Below are 26625 nucleotides of genomic sequence, written 5' to 3'. Positions count from 1 at the left end.
ATGGCCCTGGAGCGCAGCCGCCGGGACGACGATCGACTGTCGTCCCGGCCCGCCGCTGAGCCGATCGCCGTCGTCGGTCTGAGCTGCCGGTTCCCCGGCGCGCCCGACGCCGACGCGTTCTGGCGTCTGCTCGTCGACGGCGGGGACGCGATCACCGAGGTCCCGGCGGACCGGTGGGACGCGGCTGCCCTCTACGACCCCGACCTCGCCGAGCCCGGCAGAGCCAACACCCGCTGGGGTGGCTTCGTCGACGACGTGGACCGGTTCGACCCGCACTTCTTCGGCATCTCACCCGGCGAGGCGGCCAGCATGGACCCGCAGCACCGGATGCTCCTCGAGGTCACCTGGGAGGCACTGGAACGGGCCGGCATCGTCCCGGCCCGGCTCGCCGGCAGCGCGACCGGGGTGTTCGTCGGCATCGGCACCGACGACTACGCCTCGGTCGCCTTCGACGACCCGGCCAACCTCAACGCCTACTTCGTCACCGGCAACGCCCTCAGCATCGCCGTGAACCGGCTGTCGTACCTGCTGGACCTGCGGGGGCCGAGCCTGGCGCTGGACACCGGCTGCTCGTCGTCCCTGGTCGCCGTGCACCTCGCCTGCCAGAGCCTGCGCGCCGGCGACACCCAGGTGGCGCTCGCCGGCGGCGTCAACCTCATGCTCTCGCCCAAGGCCACCATCGGGCTCTCCCAGACCTGGATGATGGCCGCCGACGGGCGGTGCAAGAGCTTCGACGCCGCCGCCGACGGCTACGTACGCGGCGAGGGCGCCGGGATGGTCGTCCTCAAGCGACTCGCCGACGCCCAGCGCGACGGCGACCCGATCCTGGCCGTGATCCGCGGCTCGGCCATGAACCACAACGGACGCGGGGAGGCGCTGACCGCCCCCGACGCCCAGGCCCAGGAGGCGGTCGTCCGGCGGGCCCTGCGGGACGCCGGCGTCACCCCCGGGCAGGTCGACCTGATCGAGGCGCACGGTGTCGGCACCCCACTGGCCGACGTGGTCGAGGCGACCGCCCTCACCCGCGTCTTCGGCGTCGACCGCGACCCCGACCAGCCGTGCGCGCTCGGCTCGGTCAAGACCAACGTCGGCCACCTGGAACTGGCCGCCGGCGTCGCCAGCCTGATCAAGGTGGTCCTCGCCCTGCGGCACGGCATCATCCCCCCGCACCTGCACCTCACCACGCTCAACCCGCAGACCGGACTGGCCGACGCGCCGTTCGTGCTGCCCGACACGCCGCTGCCCTGGCCTGCCGGCGACCGGAGCCGACTCGCCGGGGTCAACTCCTTCGGCCTCGGCGGCGTGAACGTCCACCTCGTCGTCGCCGAAGCGCCGCAGCCTGCGGTCCCTGCTGCGGCCGACGCTTCCACCCCGCTGCTGCTGCCGCTCTCCGCCCGGACCGCCCCGGCGCTGCGTGCCCTCGCCGAGCGGTACGTCACCCTGCTCCGCGCCCCGGACGCCCCCGACCTGGCCGCCGTCTGCGCGACCGCCGCCACCGGCCGGACCCACTTCGCGCACCGGCTCGCCGTCCTCGCCCCGGACCGGGCCACCGCCGCCGACCGGCTGGCCGGCTGGCTCGCCGGCGCCGACCAGCCCGCCGTCCGGCACGGCGTGGCCGACCCGACCGGGCCGTCCGACCCGGGTACCGCCGGGGACGCGCCGGGCAGCGATCCCGACGGGCAGGCCGAGGCGTACGTGAAGGGCACCGACCCGGCGACCCCCGCTGCGGCGGCGACCCGGATCGTCCTGCCCACCTACCCGTTCCAGCGCAAGCGCTACTGGATCGAGTCCCGTCCCGCCGCCCGCGCCGACCGGACGCCCGAGGTGCCCGCCCTGGTCCGCGAGATCGTCGCGGCACCCCCCGCCGAGCGGCGGGCCCGGATCGCCGACGCGGTCAACGACCTGGTCGCCGCCACCCTCGGCACCGAGGACGACAGTCCGGTCGACCCCCGGCAGGGCTTCTTCGCCCTCGGCATGACCTCCCTGATGGCCGTCGACCTCCAGAACCGGCTCCAGCGGGCCCTCGGCGACGCGCACTCACTGCCGCTGACCGTCGTCTTCCAGTACGCCTCGGTCGCCGCGCTCAGCGACTACCTCGCCCGCGAGGTCTTCCGGATCGAGACCGTGGAGCCGCCCCGCCGCGCCGTCGGCGGCGACCTGCCCACCGCCGACGCGCTGGCCGCCCTCTCCGAGGACGAGGCCCTCACCCTGCTCCGCCGGCACCTCGGCGACCCGACCGGGCTCTCCCCGGTCAAGCAGGCCCTGCTTGCCCTCGGCCAGCACGCCGCACCTCGACCGACCAGCGAACCGATCGCGGTGGTGGGTGTGGGTTGTCGTTTTCCGGGTGGGGTTGTGGGTCCGGGTGGGTTGTGGGAGTTGTTGGTGGCCGGTGGTGAGGGTGTTGGTGTGGTGCCGGGGGATCGGTGGGATGTGGATGAGTTTTTTGATGGTGATCCGGATGTGGCGGGTCGGATGTATACGCGGTGGGGTCATTTTGTGTCTGGGGTGGATGGTTTTGATGCGGGGTTCTTTGGGGTGTCGCCTCGTGAGGCGGTGAGTTTGGATCCGCAGCAGCGGTTGTTGTTGGAGGTGGCGTGGGAGGCGTTGGAGCACGCCGGTCAGGTCCCCGCCCGACTGGTGGGCAGCCGCACCGGGGTGTTCGTCGGGATGATCAGCAACGAGTACATGCAACTCCAGCTCAAGCTCGCCGATCCCACGATCATCGACACCTACTACGGCACCGGGGGCATCGGCAGCGCCGTGGCCGGCCGGCTGTCGTACCTGCTCGGCTTGCACGGGCCGAGCCTCATGGTCGACACGGCCTGTTCGTCGTCGCTGGTCGCCGTGCACCTGGCCTGTCGCAGCCTGCGCTCCGGGGAGTCCGACCTCGCCCTCGCCGGCGGCGTCAACCTCATGATCATCCCGGAGTCGTACATCTTCCTGTCCCGGGCCAAGGCGTTGTCGCCGGATGGTCGGTGTAAGACCTTCGATGCCTCCGCTGATGGTTACGGCCGTGGTGAGGGTTGCGGGGTTGTGGTGTTGAAGCGGTTGTCGGACGCGCGGCGTGACGGTGATCGGGTTCTGGCGGTGATCCGGGGTTCGGCGGTGAACCATGACGGGCCAAGTTCCGGGCTGACCGTGCCGAACGGGCTGGCGCAGCAGGACCTGATCCGTACCGCGCTGGCCGATGCCGGCATCTCGCCCACCGACGTCGACTACGTCGAGACGCACGGCACCGGTACGCCCCTCGGCGACCCGATCGAGGTGGCCGCCCTGGGCAGCGTGCTCGGTGACCGCCGTACCCCGGACCGGCCACTGCGACTCGGCTCGGTCAAGGCCAACATCGGTCACCTGGAGGCGGCGGCCGGAGTGGCCGGCCTGATCAAGTCGGTGCTGGCGTTGCAGCAGGAGCAACTACCTCCGCAGCTCCACTTCCACACCGTCAACCCCCGGATCGCCCTCGACACGATCCCGGCCGAGATCCCGGTCGCCCCGACCGCCTGGCCCCGCAGCGAGCGGCCCCGGATCGCCGGGGTGAGTTCGTTCGGCATGAGCGGGACGAACGCTCACGTGATCGTGGCCGAGGCACCCGTTCTGGACGCGGTGGAAGCGCCGTTGCCGTCCCGGGGCGTACACGTCCTGCCGTTGTCGGCGCGGGACGACGCGGCGTTGCGCGCCCTCGCCCAGCGGTACGTGGATCTGTTGGAGGCCCCCGGTGGAGTGTCGTTCGGCTTGGTGTGTGCGGCGGCGGCCGTGTCGCGGAGCCACTTCCCGCACCGTGTAGCGGTGGTGGCATCGGACGCGGTCGAGGCGGCGACGCGGTTGCGGGGTTGGCTAACGGGCGACGCGCACCGGTCGGTGACGTACGGGGTGGTCGCCACCGGTCGACGACCGCGAATCGGGTGGCTGTTCACCGGTCAGGGCGCCCAGTCGGTGGGCATGGCACGCCCCCTTTACGAGTCGGAACCGGTGTTCCGCGCTGAACTCGACCGGTGCGCCGAGTTGCTGGCCGGTGAGCTGGATCGACCGTTGTTGGAGGTGTTGTTCCAAGGCGAAGGCGACGTCGCCCAGGACCTCCTGGACCAGACGGGGTTCACCCAGCCGGTGCTGTTCGCGGTGGAGTGGGCGTTGGCGAAGCTGTGGCGGCACTGGGGTGTGGAGCCGGAGGTGGTCGCCGGTCACAGCGTCGGTGAACTGGTCGCCGCGTGCGTGGCGGGGGTGTTCTCGCTGGAGGACGCACTCCGGTTGGTGGCGGCACGTGGTCGTTTGATGCAGGCGTTGCCGGCGGGCGGGGCGATGCTGGCGGTGGCGTTGCCCGAGGAGCGGGTGGTCCCGCTGCTGGCGGGTACCAATCTCGTCGTGGCGGCGGTGAACAGCCCGGTCGAGACGGTGGTGGCCGGTCCGGCCGAGGCAGCGGAAACGTTGGCCGACCGGCTCTCTGCCGACGGGGTGAGGACCACGGCCCTGCACGTGTCGCATGCGTTCCATTCGCCGTTGATGGCGTCGATGGTGCCGGCGTTCCGGCAGGTCGCCGAGACGGTGTCCTTCCATCCGGCCAAGCGGACCGTGGTGTCGAACGTGACCGGTCAGGTCGCGGACCGGAGCATCGCGTCCGCCGGCTACTGGGTCGACCACGTGTTGGCTCCGGTGCGGTTCGCCGACGGGGCGGCGACCGTCGTCGGTCAGGGCTGCACGGTGGTGCAGGAGATCGGCCCGCACCCGGTGTTGCTGACCGCCGCCAGGCAGTCCGTCGAGGACGACACCAACGTGGTGTGGGTGCCGTCGCTGCGGCGGAACCGGGACGACTGGCAGCAGATGCTGACCGCCGTCGCGGCCCTTTACACCCAGGGCGTGGACCTGGACTGGACGGCGGTCACCGGTGGTGTGTCGACCGCCTCGGTCGACCTGCCCACGTACCCGTTCCAGCGGAAGCGGTACTGGGTCGACACGTCCCGCCTCGCCCAGATCTCCCCGGGCCACACCGACCCGCAGGCCGACTGGCTGTACGAGCTGAGCTGGCGACCGTACGACCTGCCTGAGGCAGCCGCCGATGCCGACCCGGGCAACTGGCTGCTCCTCGCGGACGCCGGCGGTGTCGCCGAGTCCGTCGCCGCGCTGCTGCGTGCCGAGGGCGCCCGCTGCCATCTGGTTCGCGCCGGAGACTCGTACGCCGCCCTCGCCGACGACGAGTGGCAGGTCACGCCCGACCAGCCGGACCACTTCCGCCAGCTTCTCGCGGAGGTGGGTGGCGGCCTCACCAGCATCGTGCACCTCTGGAGCCTTGACCACACCGCCGCGGCCCCCGATGCGCTGCACGCCGCCCACCGGCGTGACTGCGCCGGTCTGCTGCACCTCGTGCAGGCACTGGCACCACTCGAACTGGCGGAACCGCCGAAGATCCGGGTCGTCACCCGAGGCGGCCAGCCGGTCGGCGGCACCACCACGCCCGGCACGCCGCACCAGGCCCCGGTCTGGGGGCTGGGCAGCGTCGTCGGCCTGGAACACCCCACCCTGTGGGGCGGCCTGATCGACCTCGACCCCCAAGCCGGCGACCCGGCGGCCACCATCGTGCGGACTGTCCGGTCGGCCAGCGGCGAGCACCAGCTCGCGTGGCGCGACGGCCGCAGCCGCGTGGCCCGGGTCACCCGAGCTGCTGCCACTCTGCCCGCCAGCCCCGTGCAGATCACGGCAGAGGGCACCCACCTGGTCACTGGTGGCCTTGGCGCGCTCGGCCTGCTCGTCGCCCGGTGGCTGGTGGACCGGGGTGCCCGACAGGTCGTCCTGGTCGGCCGCCGCCCGCCGTCCGAGGCCACCGTGGAGACGCTGCGAAACCTCACCGCACAGGGTGCCGACGTACGGGTGATGCGCGGCGATGTCGGCGACGCGGACGACGTACGACGCGTCCTCGACGAGATCGGCACCACCATGCCGCCACTGCGGAGCGTCTTCCACGCGGCCGGCGTGCTCGACGACGGCGTGCTGCACCAGCAGAGCTGGGAACGGTTCGCGCGGGTGTTCGCGCCGAAGGTCGACGGGGCGTGGCATCTGCACACCCTCACCCGGGACCTGCCCCTGGACCACTTCGTTCTGTTCTCCTCGATCGCCTCCCTTCTCGGTGCGCCGGGCCAGGGCAACTACGCGGCGGCGAACGCCTTCCTCGACGCGCTTGCCCACCACCGGTGTGCCTCCGGGCTGCCGGCGGTCAGCGTCAACTGGGGTGCGTGGGGCGACTCCGGCATGGCCGCCAGCCTCACCGACCGCGACCAGCAGCGCTGGACCGAGCGGGGCATCGGCATCATTCCACCGGAGCAGGGCATCCGGGTGCTCGAACGGATCATGGCGCGCGGGGTGACCCAGGTCGGCGTCCTGCCGGTCGACTGGTCCCGGTACGCCGAGCGGTACCCGCTCGGCGCGGAACGTCCCCTGCTGGCGGAGGTCGTCCGGCGGGAGCCGGCGGTCGCCGGGGCATCGGCCGACACGACGACCGCCCCCCGCCTGCGTACGCAGTACGCGGCCCTGCCGGACGCGAGCCGCCGGACCGCGCTGACCGACTACGTGACCCGGGAACTCGAGAAGATCCTCATGCTCGACGAGGCGTCGCTCGACCCGCAGAAGGGGCTCTTCGACCTCGGTCTGGACTCGCTGATGGCGCTGGAGTTCAAGAACCGTGTACAGGCCGCCTTCGAGTACGAGCTATCCGCCACGCTGCTCTTCAACTATCCGACCATCGACGCCGTCGTCGGCTACCTCCAACAGGCGATCTTCGGTGCGCCGGACGCTGGCCGGAGCGGGGCCCCGTCGCAGACGGCGGAACCCGAGGACGACGAGCTGGGTGCCCTGCTCGACAACCTTGAGCAGATGTCCGACGACGAGATCGACCGCATGTTCGCAGACAGTTCAGGCGTAGAAGGACAGGCATCATGAGCGACCTCCACGAGCGGCTGGCCAACCTGCCGCCCAAGCGCCTCGCGCTCCTGGTCCTCGACCTCCAGAAGCGTCTCGACGCAGCGAAGCGTTCCGCACCCGAACCGATCGCGGTGGTGGGTGTGGGTTGTCGTTTTCCGGGTGGGGTTGTGGGTCCGGGTGGGTTGTGGGAGTTGTTGGTGGCCGGTGGTGAGGGTGTTGGTGTGGTGCCGGGGGATCGGTGGGATGTGGATGAGTTTTTTGATGGTGATCCGGATGTGGCGGGTCGGATGTATACGCGGTGGGGTCATTTTGTGTCTGGGGTGGATGGTTTTGATGCGGGGTTCTTTGGGGTGTCGCCTCGTGAGGCGGTGAGTTTGGATCCGCAGCAGCGGTTGTTGTTGGAGGTGGCGTGGGAGGCGTTGGAGCACGCCGGTCAGGTCCCCGCCCGCCTGGTGGGCAGCCGGACGGGCGTGTTCGTCGGCATCGGCACCGACGACTACTCCCTGATGCTCCGTTCCGCCGACCCGGCCACCATGGACGCGTACACCGGCACGGGCAACGCGTTCAGCGTCGCCGCGGGGCGGCTGTCGTACCTGCTCGGGTTGCAGGGGCCGAGCCTGGCCGTCGACACGGCGTGTTCGTCGTCCCTGGTCGCCGTGCACCTGGCGTGTCGCAGCCTGCGGTCCGGCGAGTCGAACCTTGCCCTTGCCGGTGGCGTGCACCTGGTCCTGACCCCCGAGGGCACGATCTACCTGTCCCGGGCCAAGGCGTTGTCGCCGGATGGTCGGTGTAAGACCTTCGATGCCTCCGCTGATGGTTACGGCCGTGGTGAGGGTTGCGGGGTTGTGGTGTTGAAGCGGTTGTCGGACGCGCGGCGTGACGGTGATCGGGTTCTGGCGGTGATCCGGGGTTCGGCGGTGAACCATGACGGGCCGAGTTCCGGGCTGACCGTGCCGAACGGGCTCGCGCAGCAGGAACTGATCCGCACCGCCCTCACCGACGCGGGCGTCACCCCGGCCGACATCGACTACGTCGAAGCCCACGGTACGGGCACCTCCCTGGGTGACCCGATCGAGATCGACGCGCTGGCCGCCGCGCTCGGCGAGGGACGCGCGCCCGATCGTCCGGTGCTGGTCGGTTCGGTGAAGACGAACATCGGTCACCTGGAGGCGGCGGCCGGGATAGCCGGTCTGATCAAGCTCGTGCTGGCGCTGCAGCAGGAGACGATTCCGCCGCACCTGCACTTGCGTACGCCGAACCCGCACATCGCCTGGGAGAAGCTGCCGGTCGAGGTGACCGCCGACGGGCGGCCGTGGCCCCGGAACGAGCGGCCCCGGATCGCCGGGGTGAGTTCGTTCGGCATGAGCGGGACGAACGCCCACGTGATCGTGGCCGAGGCGCCGGCCGCGGAGGCCCCCGACATCGCGCTGACGCGCGACGTGCACGTCCTGCCGTTGTCGGCGCGGGACGATGCGGCGTTGCGTGTCGTCGCGCAGCGGTACGCAGACCTGTTGGAGGGCGGGGCGTCGTTCGGGTTGGTGTGTGCGGCGGCGGGGGTGTCGCGGAGTCACTTCCCGCACCGTCTAGCGGTGGTGGCGTCGGATGCCGCCGAGGCGGTGACGCGTCTGCGCGGCTGGTTGGCCGGCGGCGAGCACCGGTCGATAACCCACGGTGTGGTCGAGGCCGGGCGCCGGCCTCGAATCGGGTGGCTGTTCACGGGTCAGGGTGCCCAGTCGGTGGGGATGGCCCGGGGTCTGTACGAGTCGGAGCCGGTGTTCCGCGCGGAACTCGACCGGTGTGCCGAGTTGCTGGCCGGTGAGCTGGATCGACCGTTGTTGGAGGTGTTGTTCCAAGGCGAAGGCGAGGCCGCCCAGGAACTCCTGGACCAGACGGGGTTCACCCAGCCGGTGCTGTTCGCGGTGGAGTGGGCGTTGGCGAGGCTGTGGCGGCACTGGGGTGTGGAGCCTGAGGTGGTGGCCGGTCACAGTGTCGGTGAATTGGTGGCGGCGTGTGTGGCGGGGGTGTTCTCGCTGGAGGACGGACTCCGGTTGGTGGCGGCGCGGGGTCGTTTGATGCAGGCGTTGCCGGCGGGTGGGGCGATGTTGGCGGTGTCCCTGCCGGTCGAGAGGGTGACATCCCTTCTCGCTGGTACCGACGTCGTGGTGGCGGCGGTGAACAGCCCGGTCGAGACCGTGGTGGCTGGTCCGGTCGACGCGGTGGCAGTGGTAGGGGAGAAGGCCACCGCTGATGGGGTGAAGACGACCGCTCTGCACGTGTCGCATGCGTTTCATTCGCCGTTGATGGCGTCGATGGTGCCGGCGTTCCGGCAGGTCGCCGAGGCGGTCGCCTTCAAGTCGGCCAGGCGGACCGTTGTGTCCAACGTGACCGGTGGTGTCGCCGGCCAGGAGATCAGCATGCCCGGCTACTGGGTCGACCACGTGCTGGCGCCGGTGCGGTTCGCCGATGGGGCGGTGACCGTCGTCGGTCAGGGCTGCACGGTGGTGCAGGAGATCGGCCCGCATCCGGTGCTGCTGGCCGCCGCCAGGCAGTCGGTGGCCGACGACACCGGTGTGGCGTGGGTGCCGTCGCTGCGACGGAACCGGGACGACTGGCAGCAGATGATGACCGCCGTCGCCACCCTTTACACCCGGGGCGTGGACCTGGACTGGAAGTCTGTCACCGGCGGTGTGTCGACCGCATCAGTCGACCTGCCCACCTACCCCTTCCAGCGCCAGCGTTACTGGGCATCCGTCGCTCCTCGGCAGAACGCGAACCCGCCCGCCGAGGGCGGCACGCATCCGCTGCTGGGACGGAACCTCACCTCGCCCGCGCTCGCCAGCACCGTCTTCGAGACCACGTTGGCCCCGGCATCCCATCCGCTGCTCACCGAGCACCGCATCTACGACCAGATCGTGGTGCCCGGTGCCCACCACCTGACGATGCTGGCCGCTGCCACCGACAGCCAGGGCACCGCGACCGCGATCGCGGACGTGGTCTTCCCACAGCCGATGCTGCTGGCCGACGGTCAGGCCCGAGTGGTGCAGGTGGTCATCGGGACCGCCACCGACGACGGGGCGCCGATCCAGTTGGTCAGCCGCAGCACCGACGACCCGACCTGGACGACCCACGCCACCGCCACCCTGCGCCCGGCTGACGACGAGAGCGGTACGCCACACGAGACGCCCGCCGTCATCCAGGAGCGGTGCACCGCCGACCCGGACTACGTCGACTGGTTCTACGACAGCGGTTGGCGGGACGGGCTCGAACTCGATGCCGGGTTCCGCTGGCAGAGCCGGATCTGGCGGCGGGACGGCGAAGCTCTGTGCCGGATGCGCGCCGTCGAGGACACGGACCGTCAGGACCGGTACGTGCTGCACCCCGGCCTGATCGACGCCAGCTTCCAGATCGTCGGCGCGACGTTGCCCACCGCCGGGCGGGAGTTCGCCGTCTACGTGCCGCTCGGGCTGGACCGGTTCCGGCTGCACCGGGCTCATCCCGCCGACCGTCCGCTGTGGGGACACGCCCGACTGCGTCCCGGCAGCGACCCGAACGACGAGACGCTCACCGCCGACGTCCGACTGATCGACGACGATGGTCAGGTGGTGGCCGAGTCCCGGGGGCTGCACCTCAAGCGAGCCGAACGGTCCGCGCTGCTGCGCGCCGGCCAGTCCCAGGCGACGGGCCTCCTGCACGAGATCGCGTGGCAGCCGCAGCCCGCAGCGTCCGCCCCTGCGGAAGGCCCCGGACGCTGGCTGCTCTGCGCCGACCGGAACGGTGTCGGCACGGCCGTGGCCGCCGCGCTGCGGGCGAGGGGACACCAGGTGGTCGTCGTGCACCCCGGCCTGTCCCAGGAGGCGGTCGGCGAGCACACCTGGCAGGTCGATCCGGCCGACCCCACCCAGGTCACGAGCCTGCTCCGTACCGTGGCCGCCGACCGGGACGTCCCGTTCCGGGGTGCCGTGCTGCTGTGGGGGGCGATCCCGGCCGACGGCGAGCCGGAACTGGCCGGCCTCGACGTCGCCCAGGCGCGGACGTTGCGGGCCGCGCTGCACCTGCTCCGGGGACTGGCCGCCGTGGCGGGCGGGACTGCGGCACGGCTGCACCTGGTCACGCGGGGTGCCTTCCCGGCCGGCCAGGCAACGGTGGCCGTGGCGCAGACCCCGCTCTGGGGCCTGGGCAATGTGATCGAACTGGAGCACCCCGAACTGTGGGGCGGACAGGTGGACCTCGATCCGGCAGCCACCGACACCGAAGCCGCCGCCGCACTGGTTGGGGAACTGCTCGCACCGCCGACCGGCGACCGGATCGCCGTACGCGGGGGAGAGCGGCTGGCCGCCCGGCTCGTGCCGCAGCGGACCGTTCCGGCCGGAGACCCGGCGGTGACCGTGGCCGGCGACGGGACGTACCTGATCACCGGGGGCCTCGGTGCGCTGGGCCTGGCGGTCGCGCGCTGGCTGGTGGCGCGTGGTGCCGGGCATCTGATCCTGGTCGGTCGGCGGGAGCCGACCGGCGCGACCGAGACGGTCCTCGACGACCTGCGGCGGGCGGGTGCCGCCGTCACGGTGGCCCAGGCCGACGTGACGCGCGCCGACGACGTGACCCGCCTGCTTACGGCGATCCCGGCCGACCGGCCGCTGCGCGGCGTGGTGCACGCCGCCGGTGTCCTCGACGACGGGGTGCTGCTCCAGCAGCCGTGGGAGAACTTCGTCCGGGTGCTGGCCCCCAAGGTCGCGGGCGGGTGGAACCTGCACCGGGCCACCCGCGACCTGCCGCTCGACTTCTTCGTGCTGTTCTCCTCGGCGGCCTCGCTGCTGGGCTCCACCGGGCAGGCCAACTACGCCGCCGCGAACGCGTTCCTCGACGGGCTGGCGCACCACCGCAGGTCACTGGGCCTGCCGGCGGTGAGCGTCAACTGGGGGCCGTGGACCGAGGCCGGGATGGCGGCGCGGGCTGGCCAGACCGAGGGACGCTGGGCCGCCCTTGGCATCGGCGGTATCACCCCCGAGCAGGGCATCGAGGTGCTGGAGCAGATCCTGCACGCCGACCCGGTCCAGGTCGGTGTCCTGCCGGTCACCTGGTCGACGTACCTGCGGCGGTTCCCGCCCGGGGACGAACCGGCGCTGCTGCGGGAGCTGGCCCGGACGGCGCGCGCCGGGGAGCGGCGGGCGGCCGTGGCCACGCCGGGGCCACGACTGGCCGAACGGCTCGCGGCGGCCGCGCCGCAGGACCGCCTCGACCTGCTCCGGCAGCACGTCCGCGGGCAGGTGGTCGCGGTGCTCGGCCTGCCGGCCACGTACCACCTGGAACCGAGGCAGAAGTTCTTCGAGATCGGCCTCGACTCGTTGATGGCGATCGAGTTGAAGAACACCCTGCAGAGCCAGCTCGGCAAGCCGCTGCCGTCGACGGTGGTGTTCGAGTACCCGACCGTCGAGGCGCTCACCACCTACCTCGCCCAGGACGTCCTGGTCCTGGACGTGAGCGGCCCGGAGAAGGCGGAACCGGAAGAGCCGGCCGCCCGTACGGACGCGATGGACCGGCTCAAGGACCTCTCCGAGAACGACCTGGAAGACCTGCTGGCGAAGAAACTCGCCGCCCTCGCTGAGCGGAGAAGCAAGTGACCGAGGACTCGACGCGGGCCGAGCAGCAGCAGTCCGCGCTCCTGCGCGCGTTCGTCGCCATCGAGGAGCTGGAGGCCGAACTCGACGAGGTGCGGCGGGCGCAGCACGAGCCGATCGCGATCATCGGGGCGAGCTGCCGGTTCCCCGGCGGTGGCGACAACCTGTCGTCCTTCTGGCGGGTGCTGCGCGACGGCGTGGACGCCGCCGGCGAGGTGCCACGCGAACGCTGGGACCTGGCCGACTACCACGATCCTGACCCGGACCGGCCGGGGAAGATGTACCCCCGCGAGGGCCACTTCGTGGACGGCGTCGACCAGTTCGACCCGGCCTTCTTCGGCATCGCACCCCGGGAGGCGGCCAGCCTCGACCCGCAGCAGCGCATGCTCCTGGAGGTCGCCTGGGAGGCCCTGGAGCACGCCGGTCAGGTGCCGGACCGGCTCGTCGGCACGCCGACCGGGGTCTACGTCGGCATCATGACCAACGACTACCTCCAGTTGCAGACCGGTGCGGGTGACCCCGGCCAGCTCGACCTGTACGCCGGCACCGGCAACGACCTGAGCTTCCCGGCCGGCCGGCTGTCGTACCTGCTGGGGCTCCAGGGGCCGAGTATGGCGGTGACCACCGCGTGCTCGTCGTCGCTGGTCGCGCTGCACCTGGCCGCGCGCAGCCTCCGCACGGGCGAAAGCAACCTCGCACTGGTCGGCGGGGTCAACGCCATGCTCTCCCCGGACGCGTTCATCACCCTGTCGAAGATGCGCGCCCTGGCCGTCGATGGCCGGTGCAAGACCTTCGACGCCGCCGCCGACGGTTACGGCCGTGGTGAGGGCTGCGGGGTCGTCGTGTTGAAGCGGCTGTCGGACGCGCAGCGCGACGGTGACCGGGTGCTCGCGGTGGTTCGCGGTACGGCGGTCAACCACGACGGCCCGAGCGGTGGCCTCACGGTGCCGAACGGCCTCGCCCAGCAGGAGCTGATCCGGACGGCGCTGGCCGACGCGGCGATCTCACCTGCCGACGTCGACTACGTCGAGGCACACGGCACCGGCACCTCCCTCGGTGACCCGATCGAGGTACGCGCGCTCGCCGCCGTCCTCGGCCGGGACCGGCCCGCGGATCGTCCGGTGCTGGTCGGTTCGGTGAAGACGAACATCGGGCACCTGGAGGCGGCGGCCGGGATGGCCGGCCTGATCAAGCTGGTGCTGGCGTTGCGGCACGAGCAGTTGCCGCCGCACCTGCACCTGCGTACGCCGAACCCGCACATCGACTGGGCGGAGCTGCCCGTCCAGGTGCCCACCGCACCCACGCCCTGGCTGCGCGGCGAGAAGCCGAGAGTGGCCGGCCTCAGCTCGTTCGGCATGAGCGGGACGAACGCCCACGTGATCGTGGCCGAGGCGCCGGCGGCGGAGGCCCCCGACATCGCGCTGACGCGCGACGTGCACGTCCTGCCGTTGTCGGCGCGGGACGATGCGGCGTTGCGTGTCGTCGCGCAGCGGTACGCAGACCTGTTGGAGGGCGGGGCGTCGTTCGGGTTGGTGTGTGCGGCGGCGGGGGTGTCGCGGAGTCACTTCCCGCACCGTCTAGCGGTGGTGGCGTCGGATGCCGCCGAGGCGGTGACGCGTCTGCGCGGCTGGTTGGCCGGCGGCGAGCACCGGTCGATAACCCACGGTGTGGTCGAGGCCGGGCGCCGGCCTCGAATCGGGTGGCTGTTCACGGGTCAGGGTGCCCAGTCGGTGGGGATGGCCCGGGGTCTGTACGAGTCGGAGCCGGTGTTCCGCGCGGAACTCGACCGGTGTGCCGAGTTGCTGGCCGGTGAGCTGGATCGACCGTTGTTGGAGGTGTTGTTCCAAGGCGAAGGCGAGGCCGCCCAGGAACTCCTGGACCAGACGGGGTTCACCCAGCCGGTGCTGTTCGCGGTGGAGTGGGCGTTGGCGAGGCTGTGGCGGCACTGGGGTGTGGAGCCTGAGGTGGTGGCCGGTCACAGTGTCGGTGAATTGGTGGCGGCGTGTGTGGCGGGGGTGTTCTCGCTGGAGGACGGACTCCGGTTGGTGGCGGCGCGGGGTCGTTTGATGCAGGCGTTGCCGGCGGGTGGGGCGATGTTGGCGGTGTCCCTGCCGGTCGAGAGGGTGACATCCCTTCTCGCTGGTACCGACGTCGTGGTGGCGGCGGTGAACAGCCCGGTCGAGACCGTGGTCGCCGGCCCGGCTGACGGGGTGGCAGTGGTACGGGAGAAGGCCACCGCTGATGGGGTGAAGACGACCGCTCTGCACGTGTCGCATGCGTTCCATTCGCCGTTGATGGCGTCGATGGTGCCGGCGTTCCGGCAGGTCGCCGAGGCGGTCGCCTTCAAGTCGGCCAAGCGCACCGTTGTGTCCAACGTGACCGGTGGTGTCGCCGGCCAGGAGATCAGCATGCCCGGCTACTGGGTCGACCACGTGTTGGCTCCGGTGCGGTTCGCGGATGGGGCGGCGACGGTCGTCGGTCAGGGCTGCACGGTGGTGCAGGAGATCGGCCCGCACCCGGTGCTGCTGGCCGCCGCCAGGCAGTCTGTCGAGGACGACACCAATGTGGTGTGGGTGCCGTCGCTGCGACGGAACCGGGACGACTGGCAGCAGATGATGACCGCCGTCGCCACCCTTTACACCCGGGGCGTGGACCTGGACTGGAAGTCTGTCACCGGCGGTGTGTCGACCGCATCAGTCGACCTGCCCACCTACCCGTTCCAACGCCAGCGTTACTGGGCGGCACCGACGCCGGGAGTACGGAGCCGGCGACGGTCGGGGGACCATCGGCTGCTCGGGCAGCGGCTGCGTACGCCGTCGCTGCGGGACACGGTCTTCGAGGCCACGCTGGGCGTGACCGACCATCCGCTCCTGGCCGAGCACCGGCTGCACGACCAGGTGGTGGTACCCGGCGCCCACCACGTGGCCATGCTGCTGGCGGCGGCCGGTGCGGCGGGCACCACGACGGCGGGGCTGCGGGATGTCCTCTTCGCCCAGCCGCTGCTGCTCCCCGAGTCGGGCGAGCGCACCGTGCAGACCGTCCTGACCTCGGAAGACGCGACCCTGCGGCTGGTCACCTTCGACGACGGGGCCTGGACCGAGTACGCCACGGCCGGGCTGGACGCCGACGCCCACCCGGCGGAGCCGCCGGCCGACCTGGCGGAGCTGGGGGCGCGCTGCGACCGGCCGATGGCCGACCTGGACGCGTTCTACCGGCGGGTCACCGACGCCGGCCTCGACCTCGGCCCGAGCTTCCGCTGGCTGACCGACGTGCACACCGGCGACGGCGTGGCGACCAGCGTGATCCGGGTCCCGGAGCAGCTCGACCGGTCGGTGCCGTACCCGGTGCACCCGGGCCTGCTGGACGCGTGCTTCCAACTGCTGGGGCTGACCCGGCCGCAGCCGGCGGACGGGCTGGCGATCCACGTCCCGTTCCGGGTGGAGCAGCTTCGGACGGCAACGCCCGCCGACCAGCACGAACTGCGCGCGTACGCGTGGACCCGGGACACCGCGTCCGACGTAATGGGCGACGTGCTGGTGGTGGACTCGACCGGGCGGACCGTGGTGGAGCTGCGCGGACTGCGACTGCGTCAGGTGGACCCGGCGGCGGTGCGTCCGGCGAGCGCCGGCGCCGACGGGCTGCGCTACGAGATCACCTGGCCAATCGTCGGCCCGGTCGAGGCAGGCGGTGACCAGGTCGCACCGGGACGCTGGCTGGTCTTCGCCGACCAGGGCGGGCTCGGGCAGGAGGTCGCGGCGTCGCTGACCGCCGGGGGCCACACCTGCACGTTCGTTCACCAGGGACAGCAGTACGGGGCGGGACCGGACGGGTACCGGATCGACCCGGACCGCCCGGAGGACCTGACCCGGCTGCTCGACGAGACACCCGGCGACGGCTGGCGTGGGGTGCTGCACCTGTGGGCGCTGGACGTGCCCGCCGACCCGGACGCGGACCCGGCTGCCCTCCAGGACGCCCAGCGGGTCGTCCTCGGCAGCGCCCTGCACCTGGTCCGGGCGCTGGCCACCCGGAACCAGCCGCCCCGCACGTACCTGGTGACCCGGGGAGCGCAGCCGGTCGGCGAGCCGGCCGGGCCGTACGCGCTCGGTCAGGCACCGCTGTGGGGCCTGGCGGGCACGGTGGCGCTGGAGCACCCGGAGCTGCGCTGCACCCGCATCGACCTGGACCCGGCCGGGACCGGGGACGACGCGGCGTCGCTGGTCGCCGAGCTGCACGCCGGTGGACGCGACGACCAGGTCGCGCTGCGCGCCGAGAATCGGCACGTGGCCCGGCTGGGCCGGTGCGCGGACGACGACCGGCGGCACCTGACCCGGCCCGGCGTCGAGTCGTTCCGGCTGGAGGTGGGCGCCCCGGGTGTGCTGGACCAACTGGTGCTCCGGCCGGTGGCCCGCCGCGCCCCGGCCGCCGGCCAGGCGGAGTTGCGGGTCCGGGCCACCGGCCTGAACTTCCGGGACGTGCTCAACGCGCTCGGCATGTACCCGGGTGAGGCGGGCCCGCTGGGCCTGGAGTGTGTCGGCGAGGTGGTCGGAGTCGGCGCGGACGTGTCCGGCCTGGCGGTGGGGGAGCGGGTGGTCGCCCTGGCCCCGGCGAGCTTCGGCAGCTTCGTCACGGTGGACGCCGACCTGGTCGCGCCGTTGCCGGCGGTGGTCGGGGACGCGGACGGGGCGACGATCCCGGTGACCTTCCTGACCGCGTTGTACGCGCTGGAGCACATCGCCCGGCTCGCCCCGGGGGACCGGGTGCTGGTGCACGCGGCGGCCGGCGGGGTGGGCCTGGCCGCCGTGCAGCTCGCCCAGGCGGTCGGCGCCGAGGTCTACACGACGGCGAGCCCCCGCAAGTGGCCGGTGCTGACCGGGCTCGGGGTCCGGCACGTGTTCCACTCCCGCACGCTCGACTTCGCCGCCCAGATCCGCGAACAGACGGGCGGGGCCGGCGTGGACGTCGTCCTCAACTCGCTGACCGGGGACTTCATCGTGGAGAGCCTGCGGCTGCTCCGCCCCGGCGGCCGGTTCGTGGAGATCGGCAAACGGGAGATCTGGTCCGCCGGACAGGTGGCCGCGCTCCGGGACGACATCACCTACACCGCCTTCGACCTGGTGGAACTCTCCCGGGACGAGCCGGGGACGGTGCGCGTCCTGCTGGCTGAGCTGATGCGCCGGTTCGAGACGGGGACGCTGCGTCCGCTGCCCCGGCGGGTCTTCCCGCTCCCCCGGGCGGTCGACGCGTTCCGGTACATGGCGCAGGCCCGGCACGTCGGCAAGGTCGTCGTCAGCCACACCGACCCCATGGCAGGCGACGCCGCCGACCTGGTCCGCGCCGACGGGACGTACCTGATCACGGGTGGCCTGGGCGGGTTGGGCCTGCACGTGGCGCGCTGGCTGGTCGCCCGGGGGGCCGGGACGTTGGTGCTGGTGGGCCGCAGTGGCGTCACCGACGCCACCCGGCCGGCGGTCGAGGCGCTGCGCGAGGCCGGGGCCCGGGTGGAGGTGGTCCGGGCCGACATCGCCCGCGCGGACGACGTGGCCCGGGTCGTCGACGAGATCAGCGTGTCCCTGCCGCCGCTGCGCGGCGTGGTGCACGCGGCCGGGGTGCTCGACGACGGGGTGCTGCTCCAGCAGGAGTGGTCCCGGTTCGCCCGGGTGCTCGGGCCGAAGCTGGCCGGGGCGTGGCACCTGCACCGCGCCACCCAGGGCCTCGACCTGGACTTCTTCGCACTCTTCTCGTCGGTGGCGTCGCTGCTCGGCTCGGCCGGGCAGGGCAACTACGCGGCCGGCAACGCCTTCCTGGACCTGCTCGCCGCCGAACGCCGCCGGCAGGGCCTGCCCGGGTTGAGCGTCAACTGGGGTCCGTGGCGTGGCGCGGGCATGGCCGCGTCCGTGGACGACCGGGGCGACCGGCAGTGGGCGCTACGCGGCATGGGCCTGCTCGAACCGGAGCAGGGCATGGCCGAGCTGGCCGCGCTGCTGGCCGCCGACGACCGGGCGCAGGTCGGGGTGGTGGCCGTCGAGTGGGGCGCCTACCTGCGGCAGTACCCGACCGGGCTGCGCCCGCCGCTGCTGGACGACCTGGCCGACGCGGTGGCCGGGCCGGGCGGCGGGCCGACCGGCGGCGGCAGCGACCACCGGGCGCTGCTGACCCTCCTGGCGGAAGCCGCCCCGGACGACCGGACCGACCTGATCGTGGCGCACATCCGGGAGTTGGCGGCGCGGGTGCTCGGTCTGGCAGCCGCGCACACCCTCGACACCCGACGTCCGCTGAACGAGCTCGGCCTGGACTCGCTGATGGCGGTGGAACTGCGCAACGCGCTCAGTCTCAGCGTCGACCGGTCACTGCCGGCGACCGTGCTGTTCGACTACCCGACTGTCGAGGCGCTGGCCGACTTCGTCGCCGGGGACCTCCAGCCGACCGAGGCAAAGCCGGCTCCGGCTTCGCCCGCGCCGCAGGCGACCCCGGCCCGGACGGCACCGGCCGTCGCCGGGGACCGGGACACCTGGCTGGCGGAGATCGGCCAGCTCTCCGACGCCGAGGTCGAGGCACTGCTGGAACAGGAACTCTCCGAAACACGGAAATGGGACCGCCATGAGTGAGAGCCCCGCCCCGAACCTGACCCCGCTGCAACGGGCGCTGCTGGGCATCCGGGAACTACGCGCCCAACTCGACGAGGTGGAACGGGCCAGACACGAGCCGATCGCGGTGATCGGGATAGGCTGTCGCCTGCCCGGCGGCGCCAACGACCCGGAATCGTTCTGGCACCTGCTGCGCGACGGCGCGGACGTCATCCGGGAGATGCCCACCGACCGGTGGGACGTGGACGCGTACTACGACCCGGACCCGGAGACGCCCGGGAAGATGAGTACCCGCTGGGGCGGCTTCCTCGACGGGATCGACGGCTTCGACCCTGCCTACTTCGGGATCTCGCCGTGGGAGGCGGCGAACATGGACCCGCAGCAGCGGCTGATGCTGGAGGTCGTCCAGGAGGCGTTCGACGACGCCGGGCAGGTACGCGCCCAGTTGCAGGGCAGCCGCACCGGCGTGTTCATCGGCCTGGCGCACAGCGAGTACGGCTGGCTCAACTTCAACAACCCGGACCTGGCCAACGTCTACACGGCCACCGGGTCGTTCGGGTCGATCGTGGCGAACCGGGTGTCCTACGTGTACGACCTGCGTGGCCCCAGCTACACGATGGACGCGGTCTGCTCGTCGTCGCTGCTGGCCGTGCACCAGGCCTGCGAGAGCCTGCGCAGCGGCGACTGCACGATGGCCCTCGCCGGCGGGGCGGGTCTCTTCCTCAAGCCGGAGGGGTTCGTCTGGTTCACCAAGCTGGGCGTGATGGCCCCGGACGGTCGCTGCAAGGCGTTCGACGCCCAAGGTGACGGCATCGTGCTCGGCGAGGGCGTGGCCGCGGTGGTGCTCAAGACGCTGTCCCGGGCGCTGGCCGACGGCGACCCGATCCACGCGCTGCTGCGTGGCAGCGCCGTCGCGCAGGACGGCCGCAGCAACGGCCTGACCGCGCCGAGCCGGCTCTCCCAGGAGGCGATGCTCCGCGAGGCGTACGAGCGGTCCGGCGTCGACCCGGCGGCGGTGCAGTACGTCGAGGCGCACGGCACCGGCACGATCCTCGGTGACCCGATCGAGGCGCAGGCGCTCGGCACGATCCTCGGGTCGCGCCGCCCCGCCGACCGGCCCCTGATGATCGGCTCGGTCAAGACCAACATCGGGCACCTGCAGATGGTCGGCGGCCTTGCCGGGCTGCTCAAGGTGGTGCTGGCGATGAAACACCGCCAGCTCCCGGCGAGCCTGCACTACACCGAGGGCAACCCGCACATCCCGTTCGACGACTACCGGCTGCGGGTGCAGGACCAGTCCGGCCCGTGGCCGTACGAGGGGCCGTTGCTGGCCGGGGTGACCTCGCTCAGCTTCGGCGGCACCAACGTGCACATGGTCGTGGAGGAACCCCCACCGCCGGCCGACACCCCGCCTGCGGCCGGGCCGGCGGACCGGGGTCGGCTGCTGCCGCTGTCCGCGCACGACCCGGGCGCGCTGCGGGACCTGGCTGGGGCGTACCGGGAACTGGTCGCCGACCCGGGCGTCGACCTGGACGACCTCTGCTACACGGCGAGCCTGCGCCGCACCCACCTCGACGACCGGTTGGCGGTCGCCTTCGCCTCGCGGGCCGAGCTGGTCGACCGGCTCGGCGCGTACCGCGACGGCGCGGTCCGGCCCGGCATGACCGGCGGCGACCGGTCGCAGCACGTCCGCCGCCGGCTGGTGTTCGTGTTCCCCGGGCAGGGCGGCCAGTGGGTCGGCATGGGGCGGCGGCTGCTCGACACCGAACCGGTGTTCCGGCAGGCGATCGAGGAGTGCGCGGCGGCGATGCGCCCGTACGTCACCTGGTCGCTCCTGGGCGAGCTGCGCGCCGACGAGGCGTCCTCGCGGCTCGACGAGATCGACGTGGTGCAGCCGATGACCTGGGCGGTGCAGGTGGCCCTGGCCGCGCTGTGGCGCTCCTGGGGCATCGTCCCGGACGCGGTGGTCGGGCACTCGATGGGCGAGGTCGCGGCGGCCCACGTTGCCGGAACGCTCACCCTCGACGACGCGGCCCGGGTGATCTGCCGGCGCAGCGCCCTGGTGCGGCGCATCCGGGGCCGGGGCACGATGGCCGTGGTGGAGCTGCCGCTGGCCGAGGCGCGGGCGGCCATCGCCGGCCTGGAGAACCAGCTCGCCATCGCGGTGAGCAACAGCCCCACCTCCACCGTGCTGTCCGGGGACACCACCGCCATCGAGACCGTGCTGAAGACGCTCACCGAGCAGGACGTGTTCTGCCGGCAGGTGCGGGTGGACTTCGCCTCGCACAGCCCGCAGGTGGACGAACTCCGCGCGGACCTGCTCGCCGAACTGCGGCCGGTGCGCCCCCGCGCGTCGTCGGTGCCGATCCACTCCACGGTGACCGGGCAGCTCACCGACGGCCGGGAGTTCACCGCCGAGTACTGGGCCGACAACCTGCGTGAACCAGTGCTGTTCGCCACGGTGGTGGGGCAGCTCGTGACGGCCGCGCCGACGGCGGTCATCGAGATCAGCCCGCACCCGATCCTGCTCCCCTCGGTGGAGCAGTGCGCCCGGCACGCGGACGCCGCCGTGGTCGCGCTGCCGTCGTTGCGCCGTGACGAGGACGAGCGGACCGTACTGCTCGGCACCCTCGGCGCGCTCTGGGCGCTCGGTCGGCGGGTCGACTTCCGTCGTCAGCACCCGGTCGACCGGACGGTGCTGCGGCTGCCCGCGTACCCGTGGCAGCGGCAGCGCTGCTGGCTGGAGTTCGACCCGGCCGGCCCGGCTCCCAGCACAGCGGTGTCGACGCAGCGCTACCTGCGGGCGGCCGTGCCCGGCAGCGAACACTTCTGGGAACTCCCCGTCGACCGGGTGTCCCGGCCAGGGCTGGCCGGCGAGCCGGACCTGCCCGCCGCCGTACACCTCGACCTGGCGCTCACCGCCGCCAGCACGCTCACCGGGTCGCCGGCGGTGGTGCTCACCGACGTGACCGTCGCCGGCCCGGCCGTCCCGTCCAGCCGGGGGAGCGTCGTCCAGGTGGCGACGACCGGGCTGCGGGACGGGAGCGCCCGGTGGCAGGTGCACAGCCGCCCCGCCGGCGACGACACCGGGCCGTGGACCGGGCACGCCCACGGCAGCCTGCGGGCCGCCCCCGCCGGGCGGCCGGTCGTGCCGCCCCGGGAGGCCCCCGACGCGGTACGGCAGCGGTGCGCCACCGAGATCCCCGGTGCGGCGTACCGGGCCAGCCGGGCGGCGGCCGGACTGGCCGGCGGCGCGGGCGCGGACACCGTAGGTGAGCTGTGGCGCGGCGACGGCGAACTGCTGGCGTCGCTGACCGTGTCGGCCTCGGCGGACGGGTCGCCGCTGGACTGGCGGCTGCTGCACGGCGTCGCCGACCTGCTCCCGGTGATCGCGCCGGACCCGGCCGTTGCTTCCGCCGCGCACCGGGTCGCCGAGATCGCCCGGCTGCGCGTGCTACGGCCGGCGACCGGCGAGTTGTGGGCGCACGTCACGCTCCGGGAGGTCGACGACGACAGCCTCACCGGCGACGTCCGCCTGCTCGACCCCGACCTGCGGGTGGTCGCCGAGCTGACCGGACTGCGCGTGACCCGGGGCGCGGCCCCGGTCGCCGACCCGGCGTCGGCCCCTGCGCAGGTCGTCGGGCCACTGCGGTCCGAACTCGGCGCCCCGGCGGTCCTGCCGACAGCAACCGGGATGACGGTGCCGGCCGCCGCGCCGACCAGCCTTAAGGCGCTGCTGACCGTCCCCGCCGACCAGCGGCAGGCGGTGCTCACCGGGTACCTGCGCGAGCAGATCGCGGCGGTGCTCGGCCTGCAACCCCAGCAGCTCGACGTGGACCAGGTGCTGCTCGGGCTGGGCCTGAACTCGCTGATGGTCTTCGAGCTGCGTAACCGGCTGCGGGTGATGTACGGCACGCAGATCACCCCGCAGGAGTTCCTGTCCGGCATCTCGGTCGCCCGGATCGTCGCGCACGTCCTCGACCAGGCCGACGGCGGCACCCCGGAGGCCACGCCGCCCGCTGCCTCGGAGTCGCCCTCGGACGACGTGCCGGTGCGGGTGCCACGCCGGATCGTGGCCCGCCGGTCCCGGCCAGCCACCGCCGACGTCAGCATGGACCCGGCCGACTGGCTGGGCCAGCGCGCCGCCGACCCGACGGCCCGGCTGCGGCTGTTCTGCCTGCCGTACGCCGGGGGCAGCGCCGCCCTCTTCCGGGGCTGGGCCGACAGCCTCCCCGACGGGGTCGACGTGTGCCCGATCCAGCTCCCCGGCCGGGAGCAGCGGCACCGGGAACCCGCGTTCACCCGGATGTCCGAGCTGGCCGCCACGCTCGGCACCGTGCTGCGCGGGCACCTCGATCGCCCGTACGCGGTGTTCGGGCACAGCATGGGCGGCCTGATCGCCTTCGAACTGGCCCGGTACCTGCGTCGGGAAGGGCTGCCCGGCCCGGCACACCTGTACGTGTCGGCGGCGCGGGCCCCGCACGTGCCGGACCCGGAGCCGCCGCTGCACCGGCTGCCCGAAGCGAAGCTGATCGAGAAGCTGCGGGCGATGGACGGCACCCCGGAGGAGATGCTGCGTGACCCGGAGGCGATCGCGCTGTACCTGCCGGTGATCCGGGCGGACCTCGCCATGGTGGAGACCCGCATCCACCACACCGAGCCGCCGCTGTCCGTGCCGCTGACCGTGTTCGGCGGCCGACGCGACGACAAGGTGTCCGAGGAGTCGCTGGACGCCTGGCGCAGCCAGACCACCGGGGAGTTCGCCGTCGAACTGCTCCCCGGCGACCACTTCTTCGTCCGGCGGGAGCGGGCCGACCTGCTGGCCGCGCTCACCCGGCGGCTCACCGCCGACCTGGCCCGGCCGGCCACCCCGGCCGCCACGCCGACGAACCTGACCTGACCCCCGACGCATTCCTGAAAGGACCAGCATGCCGTACATCGTCGCCACCGAGACGAGTCTGCCGACGTACTACTACGACCAGCAGACCCTCGCCAGCACCCTGAAGAAGTACTGTCAGGCCATCGGGCTCGACATCGACCTGGACATCATCGACAGTCTCTTCCAGAACACCCAGATCGACGGCCGTTACTTCGCCATGCCGCTGGACACCTTCTTCGACCCGCCGCCGTTCAGCCAGGTGGCCGCGCGCTGCGTCGAGGAAGCCGCCGACCTGTGCGAGAAGACCGTCCGCAAGCTGCTGGCCAGCGCGGGCATCGCGTCCACCGAGATCCACCAGCTCACCTCGATGCTGTCCACGGTGGTCTCGGTGCCGACCGTCGACGCGATCCTGATCAACCGGATCGAGTTCGCGCCGACCATGAAGCGGGTGCCGATCAACGGTCTCGGCTGCATGGCCGGGGTGGCCGGGCTCAGCCGGGTGGCCGACTACCTCAAGGGCCACCCCACCGACGCGGTCATTCTGCTCACCTGCGAACTGGGCGGCACGGCCTTCTGGCAGGGCGGCGTCCAGGGCTACCTCCAGGAGGCGCTCGACCGGGACCTGACCGAGAGTTCCTTCTACACCGACCTGGTCTCGCAGATCGTTACCGTGGCGCTGTTCGGCGACGGGGTCGCCGCGACCCTGATGGTCGGCGACGAGCACCCGCTCGCCCGGCCGGGGCTGCCCCGGGTGGTCGACACCCGCTCCGGGTTCCTCCAGGACACCCTGCACGTCGCCGGGGTGGACGTGTTGGACAACGGATTCCGCAACCGGCTCAGCGTGGACGTGCCCGGCCTGGCCAGGACCGGCCTGCGCCCGGTGCTGGACCCGCTACTGGCCGACCACGACCTCACCGTCGACAAGATCGGCCACTGGCTGATCCACCCCGGTGGGCCGAAGGTCCTCACCGCCACCGCCGAGGAATTCCACCTCACCGACGAGAACCTGAAGCTCAGCCAGCACATCCTGCGGACCGTCGGCAACGTCTCCGGGCCGACCGTGCTGTACATGATGGACGAGACGTTCTCGTCGTACGAGCTGGACCCGGGCACCTACGGCCTGGTCGTCGGCATGGGACCGGGCTTCTCGCAAGAGGCGGTCCTGCTCCAGTGGTGACCCTGACGGCGGCGCATCGGAGCGTCGCGTCCGGGACCGGACAGAAGGAGAGGCATGGCTAGCGTCGCCCCGACCGCGCCGACCGGGGCGGGCCGTCGCCTGGCCCCGGGACCACGCGGCAAATTCCTCCTCGGCAGCCTGCTCGACCTGCGGCGGGACCTGATCGGCTTCCTCGGGCAGGTCACCACCGAGTACGGCGACATCGCGCGGTTCACCGTCGCCGGGTTCACCGTGCACCTGGTCAACCACCCCGACCACCTGCGGCACGTGCTTCAGGTGAACAGCCGCAACTACGACAAGCAGTCCCACGAGTACCGGCCGCTCAAGCTGGCCTTCGGCGAGGGGCTGTTCACCAGCGACGGGGACTTCTGGAAGAAGCAGCGCCGGCTCATGCAGCCGGCCTTCCACCGGCAGCGGATCCTCAAGCTCGGCGAGTTCATCGTCCGGGACGTGGTGGACCGGATCGACACCTGGCAGCCGTACGCCGACCGGGGCGAACCCCTGGACGTGGCCGCCGAGATGGTCAACCTGTCCATGAACGTGGCCACCAAGTCGCTGTTCAGCACCGGCCTGCGCAGCGACGACGAGGTGACCACGATCGCCCGCAACCTCGACGCAGTGATCAACTACTGTCTGTACCGGACGATGGTGCCGTTCGCGCCTCCGCCGAAGGTGCCGACCCGGCGCAACAAGGAGTTCACCGCCGCCCTCGGCGAACTGGACGGGATCATCTACCGCATCCTGCACGAGCGCCGGGAACAGGGCACCGAGACCCACGACCTGCTGTCGATGCTGCTGGAGGCGCGGGACGAGGAGACCGGCGAGGGCATCCCGGACAAGCAGATGCGCGACGAGATCGCCACCCTGCTGCTCGGCGGCTACGAGACCACCTCGAACCAGTTGAGCTGGGCCTGGTACGAGCTGTCCCGGAACCCGGAGGTCGAGGAGCGGCTGCACGAGGAACTGGACCGGGTGCTCGGCGACCGGCTGCCCACCGTCGCCGACGTGCCGGAGTTGGCATACACCAACCGGGTGCTTGAGGAGACTCTGCGGCTCTACCCGGTGCCGTGGCTGGAACGGCGCGCGGCGGCCGACGACACCATCGGCGGGTACCACGTCAAGGCCGGTTCGCTGATCTACATCAGCCCGTACCTGACCCACCGGCACCCGGACTTCTGGCCGGACCCGGACCGGTTCGACCCGGACCGCTTCCTCCCGGAACAGTCGGCCGACCGGCCCCGGTTCGCGTACTTCCCGTTCGGCGGCGGGCCACGGCTGTGCATCGGCAACCGGCTGGCCCAACTGGAGGCGCAACTCACCCTGGCGACGATCGCCCAGCGCTATTGGCTGCGGATGGTGCCAGACCACCCGGTCGAAGCGAAGATGCAGGTCACCACCAGCCCCCGATACGGGCTGCGGATGACCCTCGAACCCCGCCGCCCGTCGGCCTGACGGCGGCTGCGA

Annotated in this window: 6 protein-coding genes; all 6 read left to right on the top strand. The window is 72.3% G+C overall.

Annotated features, from left to right (window positions below; genetic code table 11):
- The 6 genes from OG792_RS21050 to OG792_RS21025 are packed head-to-tail and all read left to right on the top strand — an operon-like array spanning position 1 to position 26613.
- Positions 1-6924, top strand: coding sequence for an SDR family NAD(P)-dependent oxidoreductase (locus OG792_RS21050; protein WP_329101437.1), 6924 nt, complete (start codon positions 1-3; stop codon positions 6922-6924).
- Positions 6921-12524 (top strand): type I polyketide synthase, encoded by a 5604-nt coding sequence (locus OG792_RS21045; protein WP_329101434.1) that lies wholly within the window; start codon positions 6921-6923, stop codon positions 12522-12524. Before OG792_RS21050 ends, OG792_RS21045 begins: the two co-directional genes overlap by 4 nt.
- Positions 12521-19126 carry a type I polyketide synthase gene (locus tag OG792_RS21040; RefSeq protein ID WP_329101433.1) on the top strand — a complete coding sequence of 2202 codons (6606 nt, stop codon included), beginning with the start codon at positions 12521-12523 and terminating at the stop codon, positions 19124-19126. The genes OG792_RS21045 and OG792_RS21040 overlap by 4 nt, the downstream gene beginning before the upstream one ends.
- Positions 19119-24005: a polyketide synthase gene (locus OG792_RS21035; protein ID WP_329101430.1), complete on the top strand. Its 4887-nt coding sequence runs from the start codon at positions 19119-19121 to the stop codon at positions 24003-24005. The genes OG792_RS21040 and OG792_RS21035 overlap by 8 nt, the downstream gene beginning before the upstream one ends.
- A 28-nt stretch (positions 24006-24033) precedes the next feature.
- Positions 24034-25161, top strand: coding sequence for a type III polyketide synthase (locus tag OG792_RS21030; RefSeq protein WP_329101428.1), 1128 nt, complete (start codon positions 24034-24036; stop codon positions 25159-25161).
- Positions 25162-25215: 54 nt separating this feature from the next.
- Complete coding sequence (locus tag OG792_RS21025; protein WP_329101426.1) at positions 25216-26613, top strand: cytochrome P450; 1398 nt, start codon at positions 25216-25218, stop codon at positions 26611-26613.
- Positions 26614-26625 lie beyond the last annotated feature (12 nt).

It is taken from the genome of Micromonospora sp. NBC_01699, from assembly GCF_036250065.1.
Taxonomy (GTDB): domain Bacteria; phylum Actinomycetota; class Actinomycetes; order Mycobacteriales; family Micromonosporaceae; genus Micromonospora_G.
This window is presented reverse-complemented; position numbering and strand designations above follow the sequence as displayed.